The 14,856-nt window shown below is 66.1% G+C and carries 16 protein-coding genes and 1 pseudogene; 8 read left to right on the forward strand and 9 right to left on the reverse strand.

Annotated features, from left to right (window positions below):
• Positions 1 to 264: 264 nt before the first annotated feature.
• The 5 genes from FB461_RS02150 to FB461_RS02170 form a co-directional block, all read right to left on the reverse strand.
• On the reverse strand, positions 265 to 510 hold the full coding sequence (locus FB461_RS02150) for a DUF2933 domain-containing protein (RefSeq protein WP_142118540.1): 246 nt from the start codon (positions 508 to 510) through the stop codon (positions 265 to 267).
• Entirely contained in the window at positions 507 to 782 is a 276-nt protein-coding gene (locus FB461_RS02155) for a hypothetical protein (protein WP_211349820.1), read from the reverse strand. Before FB461_RS02155 ends, FB461_RS02150 begins: the two co-directional genes overlap by 4 nt.
• A gap of 92 nt (positions 783 to 874) precedes the next feature.
• Positions 875 to 2,032 (reverse strand): sensor histidine kinase, encoded by a 1,158-nt coding sequence (locus FB461_RS02160; protein ID WP_246045964.1) that lies wholly within the window; start codon positions 2,030 to 2,032, stop codon positions 875 to 877.
• Positions 2,029 to 2,751: a response regulator transcription factor gene (locus tag FB461_RS02165; protein WP_142118542.1), complete on the reverse strand. Its 723-nt coding sequence runs from the start codon at positions 2,749 to 2,751 to the stop codon at positions 2,029 to 2,031. The genes FB461_RS02160 and FB461_RS02165 overlap by 4 nt, the downstream gene beginning before the upstream one ends.
• 200 nt (positions 2,752 to 2,951) lie before the next feature.
• Positions 2,952 to 3,578 carry a DUF305 domain-containing protein gene (locus FB461_RS02170; protein ID WP_142118544.1) on the reverse strand — a complete coding sequence of 209 codons (627 nt, stop codon included), beginning with the start codon at positions 3,576 to 3,578 and terminating at the stop codon, positions 2,952 to 2,954.
• A gap of 502 nt (positions 3,579 to 4,080) precedes the next feature.
• On the opposite strand from FB461_RS02170, the gene FB461_RS02175 reads away from it, so the two are divergent.
• The 5 genes from FB461_RS02175 to FB461_RS02190 are packed head-to-tail and all read left to right on the forward strand — an operon-like array spanning position 4,081 to position 7,070.
• Positions 4,081 to 4,389: a thioredoxin family protein gene (locus FB461_RS02175; protein ID WP_142118546.1), complete on the forward strand. Its 309-nt coding sequence runs from the start codon at positions 4,081 to 4,083 to the stop codon at positions 4,387 to 4,389.
• Positions 4,379 to 5,401 (forward strand): cytochrome c biogenesis CcdA family protein, encoded by a 1,023-nt coding sequence (locus tag FB461_RS02180; protein WP_142118548.1) that lies wholly within the window; start codon positions 4,379 to 4,381, stop codon positions 5,399 to 5,401. Before FB461_RS02175 ends, FB461_RS02180 begins: the two co-directional genes overlap by 11 nt.
• Entirely contained in the window at positions 5,398 to 6,024 is a 627-nt protein-coding gene (locus FB461_RS02185; RefSeq protein WP_142118550.1) for a peroxiredoxin family protein, read from the forward strand. The genes FB461_RS02180 and FB461_RS02185 overlap by 4 nt, the downstream gene beginning before the upstream one ends.
• 53 nt (positions 6,025 to 6,077) lie before the next feature.
• Positions 6,078 to 6,212 carry a hypothetical protein gene (locus FB461_RS12410; RefSeq protein WP_281282056.1) on the forward strand — a complete coding sequence of 45 codons (135 nt, stop codon included), beginning with the start codon at positions 6,078 to 6,080 and terminating at the stop codon, positions 6,210 to 6,212.
• 60 nt (positions 6,213 to 6,272) lie between these two features.
• A complete protein-coding gene (locus tag FB461_RS02190; RefSeq protein WP_142118552.1) occupies positions 6,273 to 7,070 on the forward strand; it encodes a prolipoprotein diacylglyceryl transferase in 798 nt (265 codons plus the stop codon).
• A 42-nt stretch (positions 7,071 to 7,112) separates the two neighbouring features.
• Here the strand turns inward: FB461_RS02190 and FB461_RS02195 are convergent.
• Positions 7,113 to 8,367 (reverse strand): annotated as a pseudogene (locus FB461_RS02195) (IS256 family transposase).
• 176 nt (positions 8,368 to 8,543) lie between these two features.
• On the opposite strand from FB461_RS02195, the gene FB461_RS02200 reads away from it, so the two are divergent.
• Positions 8,544 to 9,482, forward strand: coding sequence for a PDDEXK family nuclease (locus tag FB461_RS02200; RefSeq protein ID WP_142118554.1), 939 nt, complete (start codon positions 8,544 to 8,546; stop codon positions 9,480 to 9,482).
• A 27-nt stretch (positions 9,483 to 9,509) separates the two neighbouring features.
• On the opposite strand, the gene FB461_RS02205 is transcribed toward FB461_RS02200, so the two are convergent.
• Complete coding sequence (locus FB461_RS02205; protein WP_142120663.1) at positions 9,510 to 9,677, reverse strand: SIP domain-containing protein; 168 nt, start codon at positions 9,675 to 9,677, stop codon at positions 9,510 to 9,512.
• A gap of 183 nt (positions 9,678 to 9,860) precedes the next feature.
• On the opposite strand from FB461_RS02205, the gene FB461_RS02210 reads away from it, so the two are divergent.
• On the forward strand, positions 9,861 to 11,258 hold the full coding sequence (locus FB461_RS02210) for a hypothetical protein (protein ID WP_142118556.1): 1,398 nt from the start codon (positions 9,861 to 9,863) through the stop codon (positions 11,256 to 11,258).
• A 117-nt stretch (positions 11,259 to 11,375) separates the two neighbouring features.
• Positions 11,376 to 11,525, forward strand: coding sequence for a YciI family protein (locus FB461_RS02215; RefSeq protein ID WP_281282069.1), 150 nt, complete (start codon positions 11,376 to 11,378; stop codon positions 11,523 to 11,525).
• A gap of 117 nt (positions 11,526 to 11,642) precedes the next feature.
• On the opposite strand, the gene FB461_RS02220 is transcribed toward FB461_RS02215, so the two are convergent.
• Positions 11,643 to 14,027: an MMPL family transporter gene (locus FB461_RS02220; RefSeq protein WP_142118560.1), complete on the reverse strand. Its 2,385-nt coding sequence runs from the start codon at positions 14,025 to 14,027 to the stop codon at positions 11,643 to 11,645.
• Between the two features lie 18 nt (positions 14,028 to 14,045).
• On the reverse strand, positions 14,046 to 14,672 hold the full coding sequence (locus tag FB461_RS11935) for a TetR/AcrR family transcriptional regulator (RefSeq protein WP_170222570.1): 627 nt from the start codon (positions 14,670 to 14,672) through the stop codon (positions 14,046 to 14,048).
• Between the last annotated feature and the right edge of the window lie 184 nt (positions 14,673 to 14,856).

A 14,856-nucleotide genomic window follows, 5' to 3' on the forward strand; every position in this document is an offset into this window, starting at 1 on the left:
ACCTCGCTCCTTCCTGTTGGACCGGATGGCTCGAACCCCGCCGATACCCAGTGGGGGTATCTCCTACGGTAGGCGGGCGGAACCTGTACCGCCCTGATGGATCGATGAAAGTTCGATGAAGACGCCCGCTGTGCGTGACCCATGCCATCTACGGTGTGCAGGAATGACGAGGCCGGCGCGGGCGTGTGCGCTGCAGTGGGATCAGCGGTGGCACGCCCGGGCCGGCCAGAACGGAAGTGCCGACGCCTGGGCCGAGGGTCGGTCTCAGGGGATGCGTTCGTGGTTCTCGCGGGTCGGCGTGACGTGCTCGTGGCCCGCGTCCTGGCCGGTGGCGCCGCCGTGGTTGTGACCGCCTTGTCGGTTCATGAAGAACATCATCGCGACCATCCCCAAGGGGCAGGCCAGTAGGATCGCGTACTGCAGCGCCTGGCCGAGATCGACGCCGAAAGCCAGCAGGACGGCGAGGATGACGACCGCGCCGATGGCCATGTGCTTGAGGTGGTGCTTCATCGTGGTCCTTTCGTTGTGACCGGCTCAGAGCCGGCCAGGTGGGAGGAGTCGGCCAGGTGGGAGCGCAGCGACCGGTAGGTCTCGGGGTCCATTTCGCCTGCGGCGAGGCGGGCATCCAGGAGCGCCTGCGGGTCAAGGTCGCGCTCGGCCCGTCGTTGAGGGGTGGGGAACATTCGGCACACCGCCCAGATGACCCCGGCCAACACCGCGACCCACAGCGCGATCATCGCGGCCCAGCCGCCCGCGCCCATCTGGTTGCACCACAGGCCCATCACGGTCTCCTTGCCCAGGTCCGGTGCGTATCACCGGCTTTCTTCCAGCCTGGGCGAGGTGGATCAAGAAGAGACGGTCGCCTGATGAAGTCTCACTGAAGATCGGCGGCGTACCGATCGCCCACGTCGGTGGGCGCTGTCGTTGTGGGAAGGTCGATGACGAACTGGGTACCGGTGCCCGTACCGGCGCTGTGGGCGGTGATCGTCCCGCCGTGGGCGTGCACGAGCGCCCGGGTGATGCTCAACCCGATACCGGAGCCGCCGTGGTCACGGTCGCGTGCGGTATCGACCCGGTAGAACCGTTCGAACACATGGGGCAGATGGACCGGGTCGATGCCCTCACCGGTATCGGCAACGACCAGCCGAACATCATTTCTGTGTCTGCTCGCGCCCAGGGTGACTTGGCCACCGGCGGGGGTGTGGCGCAGCGCGTTGTCCAGCAGGTTGGCCAGCACCTGTCCGAATCGGTCGGTATCGACCCAGACCTCGGGCAGCTGCGCGCTGGTCTCGACGACCAGGCCGACCCTGGCGGCGGCGTACCGCTCGCGGGCGGACTCCGCCGCCACCTCCAGCAGTTCCTGAGGCACCATGGGCTGCCGGTCCAGGCGTAACGCGCCGGTCTCGGCCCGGGTGACGGCGGCGAGGTCGGCGGCTAAGCGAGTCAGGCGAGAGGCCTGGGTGCGCAGCACCTCGATGGTCTGCGGGCTCAACTCCTGCACTCCATCCTCCAGGGCATCTACAGTGGCGGAGATCGTGGCGACCGGGGTGCGCAGCTCATGAGCGACGTCGGCCATCAGCCGCCGCCGGAGCAGTTCGTCGTGATCCAGGCGGGTGGCCATGTCGTTGAAGGCGTCGGCCAGCTCATCGAACTCTGCACCCACCTGTGGTCGTGCCACGCGGGCCTCGAACCGGCCCGCGGCCACTTGTGCCGCGGCGGTGGACATGGTGCCCAGCGTGGCGCCGATGCGGCGGGCCAGGATCAGACTGGCGGCCAGAGACGTCAGCGCCGAGGCCCCCAGGGCGACGGCCAGGGTCAGCGTGCTGGCCGAGATGAAGGCGGCCTCGGCATGCTCGAAGGTCGTCCCGGGAGAGTTCTCCACCTCGATCAGGTGATGGTGGAAGAATACCGGCCCCGCTAGAGCAGCGACCAGCAACGCCGTCAGACCTCCAGCGAGGACCACCAGCGCCATCGCGATGATCAGGCGCACAGCGATCCCGCGCGCGCGCCCTGGAATCTCCCGGGTGGTCACTGGCCCGTGCCCATCCGGTACCCGACGCCGCGCACCGTGCGCACGTACTTCTGCTCCTTGGCGCTGTCGCCCAGTTTCTGACGCACATGCAGGAGGTGCACGTCCACCAGATGCTCATCGCCCACCCAGTCCCCACCCCACACTGCATTGATCAACGCCTGCCGGGTGAACACCTGCCGCGGATGGGCCGCCAGGGCCGCCAACACGTCGAACTCGGTGCGCGTCAGCGCCACCGGCTCACCATCCAGATGCACCTCACGCGCCGACGGATCGATACTCAACCCACCAAAGACCAATTGCTCGGTGAGCGCCACCCCCGACTGCGCGGCGCGGGGTCGTCGCATCATCACCCCGACCCGAGCAATGAGCTCACGGGTGCTGAACGGTTTGGTCATGTAGTCATCGGCCCCGACCGACAACCCGATCAACGTGTCGATCTCCTCGGCGCGAGCGGTCAGCATGAGGATGTAGCAGTCCGAGAAGGTCCGGATCTGCCGGCAGACCTCCACCCCGTCCAGGCCCGGCAGGCCCAGGTCGAGGATGATCACCAGTGGATCACTCTGCCGGGCCAGTTCCACTGCGGAGGGCCCGTCGAAGGCCAGGTCGACCTCGAAGCCCTCCCGCTCCAGATAGCCGGCCAGCACACGCGCCAGCGCCTGCTCATCGTCGACAACAAGGGCCCGGCGACCATCAGGAGTGGAGCTCTTCATGGTATCCATTGTGAGTGTTGACCTTCCGGCGATGTCTATCGGTTGGTGCCGGGCCGCCTCATCGGGTGCTAATACGAGCCATACGCCAATCCTGCAAGACCAACGAGGACCTCGCGGCGCAGCGCTCGGGGAACCGTCGAGTCCTAGCCGATCGGTTCCCCGGCGCTGCGCCGCGTCATGAGATGCAGCCATACGCCTTGCGGTGAGTCCTACAGCCAGGAGTCCTGCAGCATCTGCTCCATCTCGGTGATCTCGGCCTCCTGGGCCGTGATGATGTCCTCGGCGAGCGCGATGGCATCGGGGTGCTGACCGTTCTCGACCTGCGCCTGAGCCATCTCGATCGCTCCTCGGTGGTGCTCGATCATCAGCTCCAGGAACACCCGGTCCGCCTCGGCACCCTCAGCGTTCCGGATGGCTTCCATCGCCTCCTGCTGGTCCATGCCGCCCATGTCCATCCCGCCGTGGTCCATCGCGCCATGCTCGGCCTCGGCGGGCAGCTCCTCGCCCCACGACTCCAGCCACCCCGTCATCTGCTCGATCTCGGGTCCCTGGGCATCGCGGATCCGCTCACCCAGCTCACGCACCTGCTCGGTCTGGGCCCGTTCCACGATGAGATCAGCCATCTCGATCGCACCCTCGTGGTGCACGATCATCATCTGCACGAACTCGGTATCCGCCGCGTTGTGCCCGGCAACGTCCCCGGTCTCGACCGACTCAGCCGCCGTCGGCGTCGCCGATGTCTCCTCCGACTCGGAGGATCCAGGCGCTGTCCCGCACGCTGCCAGCACAACGGCCAGCGCAGTGGCGCCAACGGCCACCGTCAACCTTCTCTTCATGCCCAAGAATCCCGCTCCTCATCCGCTATGCCACACACGGTGGTCTGCCTGCGCCATCGTCGTGCCCAGGCTGGTCATACCGGCCCCAAGACTTGGCTCTATCAGGATCTCGTGCCGGCATCAAGACCCGATCGTTGAGCGATGAAGATCCGATCAAGGTCGCAACGTCATTCGCGCAATGCGAGCCGAGACCACACGAGCAACGAGGACGCCTGATCTGCGACCCCTTTCTCATTCACCTCATCGGCCCGTAGGTCGAGGAAGCCATTCGAACCCCGCTGCATCCCTCACCCTTCGGATGCTTCTCTCGACACGGGAGGCATAGGTGAGCAGCAAAGCACCTGAGAGCCGTTGCACAGCACCCCGGAGCAGGGGGCGAGGGCTTCATCGAAACTTGATGGTACCGACACCGGCACCGCAGACGTGCGGGCCAACAATCGATCTTGGCGTCGATCTCGCACGTCCGCGTTCTCGACGCTCGGAACAGAAAGGGAGGGCCCTGGTGAGCCCAAATCCGACAGACACGGTCCATGTGACCGTCGTGCCCTCGCCCGCCTGTCACTTCTGCCAGGACGCCGAACAGGCGCTGGCGGAGTTGGCGCGCGAGTTCGTCTTCGACCTCGAGTTCATCCCCATGGAGAGCCCCAGAGGCGCCCGGCTGGTCGCCGAGCACCGGCCCGCGCTCAACCCGTTGGTGCTCATCGACGGCGCCTACTTCAGCGCCGGGCGGCTCCCGCGCAAGAAGCTCACCAAACTACTGACCACCCGCGGCGCCGCGCGTTTCCCTGCGGCGGGCAGCCATGGGCAGTGAGCTGCTGAACACCGGCAGCGTCATCGCAGCGTTCCTGGCCGGTGGGGTCGCGTTGTTCGCGCCGTGCTGCATCGTTTTCCTCGCACCCAGCTACCTGGCCGCCGCGGTGAAGAATCGCCGCTGGCGCCTGCTGCCGCTGACGTTCGTCTTCGCCGCCGGGCTCGCCCTGGTGCTGCTGCCACTAACACTGGGGGCGAGCGTGTTGGCCGGGGCGATCGCCCGCTACCACGCGCCGCTGTACTACGCCGGTGGTGTCCTGATGATCGCCCTGGCCGCTCTGTCCCTGTCCGGGCGCATGTGGTCGCTTCCCTCGTTCATGCGCGCTCCGGACACCACCCGGGCCGACACGGCCAGCTTCTTCGCCCTCGGGGTGTTCTCCGGCATCGCGTCCGCCTGCTGCGCGCCGGTCCTGGTGGGCGTCATGACGCTGTCTGCCCTGTCGGCGACCCCTGCCGGCGGGCTCGTGCTCGGGGTCGCCTACGTCTTCGGCATGGTGTTCCCGCTGTTCGCGATGGCCTTGCTGTGGGACAAGGCCAAGCTCAACGAGCGTCGATTCTTGCGCGCCAAGCCGGTCCGGATCCGCCTGGCCGGCCGGGTGCTGGTGACCAACACCGTCAACCTCGTGGTCGCCGTCGGGTTCCTGGCTATGGGTGTGGGGATCATCGCGCTGGCGAACAGCTCGGACATGACCGGCGGTACCGCCGCCCAGTCGTGGTTCGCCGAACGGCTCACCGACGTGTTCCTCCGTGTCCAGGAGTGGGCTGCCCCGGTTCCCGAGGTCATCCAGGCGCTGTTGCTGTTCCTCGTCGTTGCCGGGCTGGTCGCGGTCACCCTGACCGGGCGACGTCGCCCGGTCGACGCTGCCCCCGACGACGCTGCCCCCGACGACGCTGCCCCCGCAGAGCCTCCTCCTGCGCCCGATCTCACCCCAGTGGAGGGCCACCCCTCCCAGCACAACGACGACACCCAGCCGTCCTGCCACCAGCCCTCACCACCAAGGACCCGCCGATGACCTCCGGCTCAGCCACCAAACGCACCAAAGAACGCCACGACGCCCTCGAACAAGTCCGCGCCGAGCAGAACCGCGGTCAACGCCGACGCCACCTGATCATCTGGGCCATCTGGATCACCGCGGCCGTGATCGTCATCGCACTGGTCACCAGCGCACTGCTATCGGCCCGCCCACAGGAATCCGCCGATGTACGGACAGCGCCGGACTTCACGCTGGCCGACTCCGAGGGCGGCACAGTCACCTTGTCCGACCTGCGCGGGTCACCGGTGCTCCTGTACTTCAACGAGGGCGCCGGCTGTGACGCGTGCATCGTCCAGCAAGCCCAGATCGAGGCCGAGCCCGGCTTCGCCGCCGCCGGCATCACCGTCCTACCGATCGTCATGAACACTGCCGAGCAGATCAACGCCGACCGCCAGCGCCTCGGCGCCTCGACCCCGTTCCTGCTCGACGACGGCACCGTCTCGGAGCAGTACGGGACCCTCGGAACCGGCATGCACGAAGGCCTGCCCGGGCATGGCTTCGTCCTCATCGACGCCGACGGCAAACAGGTCTGGCAAGGCGACTACCCCTCCATGTGGATTGCACCAACCGAACTTCTCGACATCGTCCGAGACAACCTCTGACCCCCACCATCGCCCGAGCACACCCACTCTTCGAACAGGAAAACCCGCACGCCATGTCCGGACGCCACGACTCCCAGCAGCGAACTGAGGAGCACCAGTGCTGTGGCTCCTGCAACTCCCAGCACGAGGCACCCAGCACGCGCCAGATCACCGACGACGCCACACCGGACACCGTCACCACTCCCTGACCCGCCCGACTCGGCCGCCCGACCTGCCACGGGCCTCGTGGCCAACCAAGGAAGCACCCCATGCAACCGGTCCTGTTCTCCATCCTCGGCTTCGACATCCAGTCCTACGGCGTCAGCAAGGCCGCCGCCGCGCTGCTGGCGGCCTACCTGCTCGGCCGGGCGTTCGCCGGCCACGGACTGAAGAAGGAGGACGCCCACAGCCTGGTCATCTGGGCGACCTTCTGGGGGTTCGTCGGCGCCAAGATCTACTTCCTGATCGAGCACGCCGACGAGTTCACCTGGCACCACCTCGGCGGTTCCGGGTTCACCTGGTACGGCGGCCTCATCGGCGGCATCACCACCTTCCTGGTCATGATCCACCGCCGCCACCTGCCCGCCGCCACCGTCATCGACGCCGCGACGATCCCTCTGACACTTGCCTACGGCGTGGGGAGGATCGGCTGCTGGCTGTCCGGCGACGGCACCTACGGCACACCCACCGGCCTACCCTGGGGCGTTGCCCTCCCCAATGGGATCGTCGCCACCGACGTGCCCGTGCATCCCACACCCCTGTACGAGACGCTCGCCGCCCTCATCATCGCTGCCCTGCTGTGGGCGTTGCAGCGACGCACCCGCCCAGCGCTGGAGATCTTCGGGGCCTACCTCATCCTGTCCGGCATGGCACGCTTCGCAGTGGAGTATCTAAGGATCAACGAACCAGCCCTGCTCGGCCTCACCCAACCCCAGCTCTGGGCCGGCGCCAGCATCATCGCCGGGGCCGCAATCATTATCCGTGGCCGCCTACGGGCCCGAAGCAGAGGTGCTCTCCCCGACGATGCCAAACGGAGCGATCATATGCACGCAACGACCTTGTCATGAGGGTCTGTCCGATAAACGGTGTGTGGGGTCCGGCGGTTTTCATTAGTGGGTGGTTCTCTCGAACCGTCTGGCGAAGGTGATCGGATGCGCGTTGAGCGCGGGCTTCCACCTCATCACCCAGCGCGCTCTCCCGCCGCCGGTCGGGTCAAGCGACCTCGTCACCAGGTACAAGCACTTCAGCGCTGCTTGCTCGTTCGGGAAGTGGCCGCGCGCTCGGACAGCCCGCCGGTATCTCGCATTGATTGACTCGATCGCGTTGGTCGTGCAGATCACTCGGCGGATCTCGACGTCGTATTCCAGGAACGCACGCGTTCTCCGCCCAACTGCTCCGCCAGAGCTGGATGATCGCCGGATACCGTCCGCCCCACTCGGCGGCGAACTCCTCGAACCGGTCCTTCGCTGCCGACTCACTGGGAGCGATATAGACGGGCTTGAGTGACTTCACGATCGCGTCGCGGTGCTGCCGGCCCGCATAGCGGAACGAGTTCCGAATGAGGTGCACGATGCACTGCTGCACGACCGTCTGCTCCCAAGTCGTGTTGATCGCTTCCGGCAGACCCTTCAGACCATCGCAGACGGCGATGAGCACGTCCTCCACGCCCCGGTTCTTCAGCTCGGTGAATACTTGCAACCAGAACCTCGCGCCCTCACCACCGTCCCCGGCCCATATCCCGAGGATCTCGCGTTCCCCGCTCGTGGTGACGCCCATCACGACTGAGAGACTGGGTGTTACGGACCTGCCCGTCCCGAACCTTCACTATCGAATCGCGTCGACGAAGATCACCGGATACAGCGGGTCTAGCGGACGAGAAGTCCATTCGGCGAGCTCGCCAGCGACTTTCTCCGTGATGCGGCTGATGGTGTCTTTGGAGACCTTCGCCCCGTAGACCTCATCGAAATGCGCCGCGATCTCACCAGTCGTCAGCCCGCGCGCGGTCAGCGACAGCACGATCTGATCGACCCCGTCCAGTCGGCGCTTGCGCTTGGGGACGATCATCGGCTCGAACGACCCATCACGGTCTCGGGGCACCTCGATCTCGACGGGCCCGATCTCCGTGAGCACCGTCTTCACGCGAGTCCCGTTGCGCATGTTCTCCGCGATCGGGGTTCCGCCGTGCTCATGCCCGAGATGCTCAGTCAGCTCCGCGTCCACCGCGGTCTCGAGCACGTTCTTCGTGAGCTGGCTGAGCAGGCCTCCCGGCCCGGTCAGGCTCACGCCCTCCTCTTTCGCTTGCGCGAGCAGGCGCTGCGCGAGTTCCTTCTGATCGATGATCTCCCCGGTCACGGGATCAATCATCGCCTCGTCCAACAATTCGGTCGTGTCAGCCACGGCCATCTCCTCTCGGATCAGGCCGGACCCACACACCGTTATTCATTCAGTCCGTGCGAGCATCTGGTTTCGACGCTCGTGTGCCGTTAGCGCCGCCTTGGGGTCCCGTGCTGCGAGTCCGGCACTTCCGCTAGGCTCTCGTCATGGCTATGGGAAAGGCGGAGTGGGGCAGGCTCACTCACGCGTGGAAGGGTGAGGCGACGGACTTCACCCCGGAACTCGCGAACCACCTTGAAACTTTGGACGAGGATCTCGGCCTGGGCTTAGCCGACGCGACAATAGAGGTCCCTGCCACCGGTGGACGCCGGATAGATATTCTGGCGAGCGGCTCAGATGGCACGCGGTACGTCATCGAGAATCAGTACGGGCGTGGGGACCACGATCACCTCACGCGAGGCCTCGCCTATGCGGTATCGGCAGAAGCGGGTGGACTGATCGTCGTCGCCGAGGATCATCGCGATGAATTCCGAGATGTCGTTCACTATCTCAACGACATCGCGGCCCGCTCGGGCACAGGCATCAAAGTATGGCTTGTGGAGGCGAGGGCCGTCCGCGTTGACGGCGGACCATGGGCACCGGTTTTCACCGTTGTAGCGGAGCCGAGCGCCTTCCTGCAAGAAATGGCGGGCAATATCGCAGGGCGTTCCCGCTCGGCATCTGTCGAAGTGGTGCTGGATGTGTACGCGGATGAGCATTTACGCCATGCAGCCGCAGCACTGGTCAGTTGGTGGAAGGGTGCGGGATTCAAGGTCAATCCCCTGCTGCGAGGCGGGAAGCACCTGATCGGTCTCCACGCGCCCGGTCCGTCGGCCAACGGTATGCGCTCGGTTGTGACCGTCTATCCCGATGGGAGAGTGTTCGTTCCCCTCGGTGCCTACCAGGGCAAAAACTCGGGGATCGCAGTCGAGGATCTCACAGGGGACGATTTCGTGAGAACGGTGAAAGATCGGTTCTCGTTGAGCGATGGGTATACGCCAGAGGGATGGTTCACGCCGGAAAAACTGCCGTTGGTACAGGAACTATGTGGGACTGTCGCCGACGCTTACGCTTCTGCCCTTGATCGGTTCACGGTGGATCAGTAGCCGGACAAGGGCTGATATGGGAAAACTTCAGCGCCTCGCCCGCCAGTATCCGCAGAACATGATGTTTTCCTTGGGCAGTCCGGTACCGGCCCAATGACGGCAGACTGCTGTGACGAGTCCTTGCTCTCCGACGACCCAGCCGTAGGCGGGTCCAGCGACCCGTTGGGACCGGAATGAAGAGCCGGAGCCACTGATCCGACCTCATGGGAGTGAACGGGTCGATGTCACCGTCGCCGAGGGTGTGCGAAGTTGCGTGGGATTCGTACGCGCCGCAGGACGCGTAGCGTCAGGAGTTCGATCGTGTCCGAGCCCTGCGATAGGTTGGGCACGCCGGACGCGCATCGGAGCAGGTCCAGGCCGAGGGGGTTGAGAAGAATCATGACCGCACCAGACGAGTCGCAGATCGTGGCGCCCAGGGGCTTGATCCTGTTCGCGGGTCAGCGGTTATGGCCGCAGATCGATGCCCTGGCGCAGTGGGCGGACACGCTCACCGACGTGATCGTGGTGCCGTTCGACGAACTTGCGGGACCGGCCGGAGCGGCCGATCGCCTCGCCAGTTTCGTGGGCCATTCGCTGCCCGCTGCCCGGGTGGCGAAGCTCGCCCCGATCGGTCCGGATGACGCCGATGCGGTGGCGAGCATCGTGGACGAGGCCTGCGCCGCCGACACCTCGTGGGTTCTTGACGCGTCGGGACTCACCCGGCTGGGTTCATACTCCATCCCTCGCATCCTCGATCGCCACCCGCACCTGCCCGTCATCTATCGCGACGCCAATGGGCCGTGGCAGCGTCTCCTTCCCGGCGGCCGAATCGGCAAGGTCACTGGCCTAGATCCTTCCGCCATCGACCGGTTCACCGTCGCGGATCTGCTTGCCGTTACCTGGAGTGACGAGGAGAGATCCGCACGCGTGGAGCCGCGTGAATTCCCCGTTGAGATCGAGCGCGCGGCCGGGGCCACGATCGCCGGGGCGGATTGGGAGGACGAGTTCTCCCGGGCGGCGGGAGCCGTCCGTGCTCGCGCAACCAACAAGGTCGGCTACGGACCGCTGTTCGAGGCGTTCGTCGTCTGCCTCGTGCGCGGCATCGGAGTGGCAGCCGATGATATCGGGATCAGCGCAGTGCTCTACGACGGGCAGCGTGCGGTCCAGGAGGTCGACGTCGTGGTCAACGCTTCCGGGCGCCTGCACGTGATCGACTGCAAGCTTTCCGAGGAGCATCAGGCGCTGCCCATCGGCGACCAGATTCGCGCGGCATACGCCACGCGGGAGCACCTCGGCGACGGAGCTGATCAGGTGATCCTGCTGCGCCCCTCGCTCGTGGTCGATGACGAGTTCCTCTCGCTGTGCCACAGTTACGACATCCAGGTGATCGACAAGGCGACGCTCGCCGAGGAATCGCTCGTGGCAGCCCTGAGACGATTGCTCGTCACCTCGGCGATCCGCGTGCCGCTGACCACTAGCATTCCCCGCACCGTCGTGCGTGTGTCCGTCATCGACTCGGTCGTCGACCTGAATGCCGAGTTCAGTCAGTCGCGCGAGGACCACCGGATCTATGACACCGGCCAGTTCCTCGTGCTGAAGTACCGCGTGGACAAGACGACGCCGTACCCCGATCTCCAACCGCGGCTCGAGAAATTGCTCGACGGTGCAGGCACGATCATCGGCTTCCATCGCTCCCAATCGCGTGCCTCCGCGACAGCCATCGGGCGGCCGGTCAATGACCGGCGTTCCGACGCTATCCGGGCCTTGCGCTCGCTGAGGCGCAACAGCGGGAACTAGCGACGGAGAACTCGTCCTGGATTCGCCCGGCCAAAACCGCCGAACTCGGGATCGGGACGATCGACGCGGCACGGACTGTCGGCGTTTCATCCGGCCGGGCGGCAGTGCGCAGAGCCGCTGCTCACGGACGGCCCGTTCGTGGAGTCGAAGGAGTACATCAATGGGCTGTGGATCATCGACGTCCCGAATCGCGATGACGCGCTCGGGGTTGCGGTGGAGGCATCCCGAGTGTGCCGCGGCAGCGTGCAGGTCCGGCCGTTCAACTGAGCGCCTTGGCCCGCGCAGAGACGATACGCGCGGCGGCCTCGTCGGCGGATCGCCAACCGTAGCCGCCGCCCGCCTCAGCCAGGGGCCACAGACGGCGGCTACGCCTACGCAGAACGGCTAGTCCTGCGTGACCGGAACCGGGTGCTCGCGCTCAAGCCGGGTGCCCTCGATGTCCGCGTTGGGCAGGATCCGATCCAGCCACCGCGGGATCCACCACGCCTTGTCGCCCAGCAGGTGCATCGCCGCCGGAATGATGGTCATGCGGACGATGAACGCGTCCACCAACACGCCGAACGCCAGGCCGAACCCGATCGCGCGGATCATGTTCGCATCGGCGAAGATGAAGCCGCCGAACACCGAGATCATGATGATGGCCGCCGCGGTGACGACGGCCCGGCCGGCGCGAAATCCGCGGACCACCGAGATTCGCGCGCTTGCCCCGTGCGCGTACGCCTCCCGCATTCCCGCAGCGATGAACAACTGATAGTCCATCGCGAGGCCGAACAGGATGCCGATGGTGATGACCGGCAGGAAGCTCAGAATAGGGCCGGGAGCGGTCACGCCGAACACGCTCGCCAGCCAGCCCCACTGGTAGATCGCGGTGAGGCCGCCGAACGTGGCGAAGAGCGACAGCACGAAGCCGATCGACGCGATGAGGGGCACGAAGATCGATCGGAAGGCGATGATGAGGATGATCAGCGACAGGCCGACCACGACGGAGAGGTACAGCGGCAGGACGTCGGCGAGGCGTTGCGAGACGTCGATCGCGGCGCTGGCACTGCCCGCGACGCCGATCTCGACCTGCTGGCCAGCGACGGTGAGCGGGCTGGATTGGCGCAGCGCGTTCACGAGGTCGGCCGTCGATTCCGCGTTAGCGCCCTCGAACGGGATCACCTGATAGGCGATGAGCGTGCCATCCTCGGAGAGGCCGACGGGCACCACGGCGCGGACATCGTCGCGCGCCATCAGCTGCTCCACGAAGGGGGCCTGCGCGAGCACCGCAGTGTCCTCCGTGACGGGAGCGGGAAGCGTCTCGATGACGAGGAGTCGACCCTCATAGCCCTCGCCGAACTGCGCCGCCGTGACGGTGAATGCGCTGTGCGCGGGGGAGCCGATCGGCTCCGACTCCCCGCCGGGCAGGCCTAGGCGCATGGAGGCGGCGGGAATCGCGATGATGGCCAGCATTGCGGTCGCGAGGACCACGCGGGCGATCGCCCAGCCCGTCCGCATCGGCGTGCTGGGCTCCTGACGATGCTTCTCGTGACCGATGCTGGCGCGCTCGCTGCGCTTGAGCACGCGCATTCCCGTCAGTTTGAGCAGCGCCGGGGTGAAGGTCGTGGCGACCGCAATAGCCACCAGCACGGCGGCGGCCGCCACGTTGCCCATGAGCCCCAGGAACGGGATGCCCGTGAGGTTGAGACCCAATAGGGCCACGATCACGGTCGAGCCCGCGAAGGCTACCGCGTTCCCCGAGGTGCCGTTGGCGAGCCCGATCGACTCGTCCAGGTCCATGCCCGCCCGCAGCTGCTTACGGTGGCGGTGCAGGATGAATAGCGAATAGTCGATACCGACCGCGAGGCCGAGCATGATGGCCAGGACCGGTGTGACGCTCAGAAAATCGATGACACCCGAGAGCGCCAGGGCACCCGTTGCTGCGATGCCGACGCCTACGAGGGCGCTGATGATCGGTAGGATCGCCGCCGACACGGTGCCCAGCATGATCAGGAGCACGGCTCCAGCCATGACGATGCCGATGATCTCTGCTGCCCCGATGATCTCGGGGACTTCCTGGGAGATCTCGGTTGATGGATAGAAGCCGAGATCCTCGGTGGTCGCCTTCTCAAGGGCTGACAGGATGCCGTCCTTGAGGTCGGGCGGCAGCGCCATGGAATCGCCACCGAACTGGATGGTTGCGATGGCCGCGGCGCCACTCTCCGAGACTGTGCGGTACTCCTGCGCGGCGTCGAAGACAGTGGCGCTGGCCGTGAGCAGCGCTGATGCCGCCGCGATATCCTCCGATGACGCCGCTGGCTCGGGTGCCGCAGCCGGCTCCGCGGGCGCCGCTGGCTCGGCGGGCGCCGCGTCCGCGGAGGCATCCGTCGCTGCCGCGGCCTGCTCTTTCGCTGCGGCCAGTTGGTTCGCCGATTCTTGGCGCATTGCCTCGACGTCGAATGGGTTCACGACGCCCTGGACGCCGTTCAGTTGTCCGATTGCCGTCAGCGTGTCGTTGATGGCGGTCTTCTGCTCGGCCGTAAAAGCATCCCCGGTCTTGGATTCGATGACGATGGAGCCCGTGCCGCCGCTGGCGCTGGGGAACTTCCGTTCCAGCATGTCGGTGACCTCGCTGGTCGGCGTGCCCGGGATGGTGATCGCCGAACTCATCGTGCCCGAGAAGGCGGCGTACGCCCCACCGAGCAGGCCGAGTAGGACGATCCACGCGCTGACGACGAGCCAGGCTCGGCGCGCGGAGAATCGGCCAAGACGGTACAGGAATGCGGCCATTAGTTGCCTTTCCAGGTGTTAGGCGGTGTGGGCGTAGCCTCGTTCAAGCGAGGACATGAGGGTCGAAAGCATGGCGGACCATTTCGAGCGATCCGGGTCGGCGCCGGGGTCTGAGTGCCAGGTCTCGGCGATGACGCAGATCCCGTTGATGAAGGCGCTTGCGAGCAGATCCACCTGCAGTTCGCCGAGCGTGGGCAGTCGACGTCTCGTCTCGTCGTGGATGAGCGTGCCGACTGTGCTGAAGGCGGTGGTCAGGAGCGCTGTGCGCCGCGCGGGTCGATCGTCGGGATCGATCAGTTTCGCGATGCGCTCGATGACCGCGGGCAGGTCGATCGCGGTGAGGGACGAGGTCAGCGCCGCGAAGTAGTCGGGAACCGTGTATGCGCCTGTGGGTGCCGCCTGGAGTTCGAGGGTCATGGCCTCGATGACATCGACCACGACGTCCTCGCACAGCGCGATGACCAGGTCCTCGCGGGTGGGGAAGTGGTTGAAGATCGTTCGGCGCGAGACCTCCGCTCGCTCCGCGATCTCGTCGAAGGTCAGATCGAACGCGCCGCGCTCGGCGACGAGGACACGCGCGGCGGCCAGCACTGACTTCCGGGTGCGATTGCGCGGAGATGGCGCGAGCGGATCCTGTGAGGGCACGCGCCTTACACTAAGTGCAATTTTGCACTGAGTGCAAATCCTGCTTTGTGAACTATGCGTGAATTGTGCTCGCAAGGGCTGGCGGGACGAATAACACGGATGTAATTTGAACCCATGGGTGGAAAGTCCGCTCCCGCACACTAAGCGCACCGAGATGACGGCGCGCTTAGCGCCGTGAGGAGAT

It is taken from the genome of Rarobacter faecitabidus, from assembly GCF_006716265.1.
Classification (GTDB): domain Bacteria; phylum Actinomycetota; class Actinomycetes; order Actinomycetales; family Cellulomonadaceae; genus Rarobacter; species Rarobacter faecitabidus.

Excerpts from the sequence above, each read along its gene's own strand:
- FB461_RS02150 (WP_142118540.1), bottom strand. The coding sequence starts at position 510 with ATGAAGCACCACCTCAAGCACATGGCCATCGGCGCGGTCGTCATCCTC.
- FB461_RS02155 (WP_211349820.1), bottom strand. The coding sequence starts at position 782 with ATGGGCCTGTGGTGCAACCAGATGGGCGCGGGCGGCTGGGCCGCGATG.
- FB461_RS02165 (WP_142118542.1), bottom strand. The coding sequence starts at position 2,751 with ATGGATACCATGAAGAGCTCCACTCCTGATGGTCGCCGGGCCCTTGTT.
- FB461_RS02170 (WP_142118544.1), bottom strand. The coding sequence starts at position 3,578 with ATGAAGAGAAGGTTGACGGTGGCCGTTGGCGCCACTGCGCTGGCCGTT.
- FB461_RS02180 (WP_142118548.1), top strand. The coding sequence starts at position 4,379 with ATGGGCAGTGAGCTGCTGAACACCGGCAGCGTCATCGCAGCGTTCCTG.
- FB461_RS02185 (WP_142118550.1), top strand. The coding sequence starts at position 5,398 with ATGACCTCCGGCTCAGCCACCAAACGCACCAAAGAACGCCACGACGCC.
- FB461_RS12410 (WP_281282056.1), top strand. The coding sequence starts at position 6,078 with ATGTCCGGACGCCACGACTCCCAGCAGCGAACTGAGGAGCACCAGTGC.
- FB461_RS02190 (WP_142118552.1), top strand. The coding sequence starts at position 6,273 with ATGCAACCGGTCCTGTTCTCCATCCTCGGCTTCGACATCCAGTCCTAC.
- FB461_RS02200 (WP_142118554.1), top strand. The coding sequence starts at position 8,544 with ATGGCTATGGGAAAGGCGGAGTGGGGCAGGCTCACTCACGCGTGGAAG.
- FB461_RS02210 (WP_142118556.1), top strand. The coding sequence starts at position 9,861 with ATGACCGCACCAGACGAGTCGCAGATCGTGGCGCCCAGGGGCTTGATC.
- FB461_RS02220 (WP_142118560.1), bottom strand. The coding sequence starts at position 14,027 with ATGGCCGCATTCCTGTACCGTCTTGGCCGATTCTCCGCGCGCCGAGCC.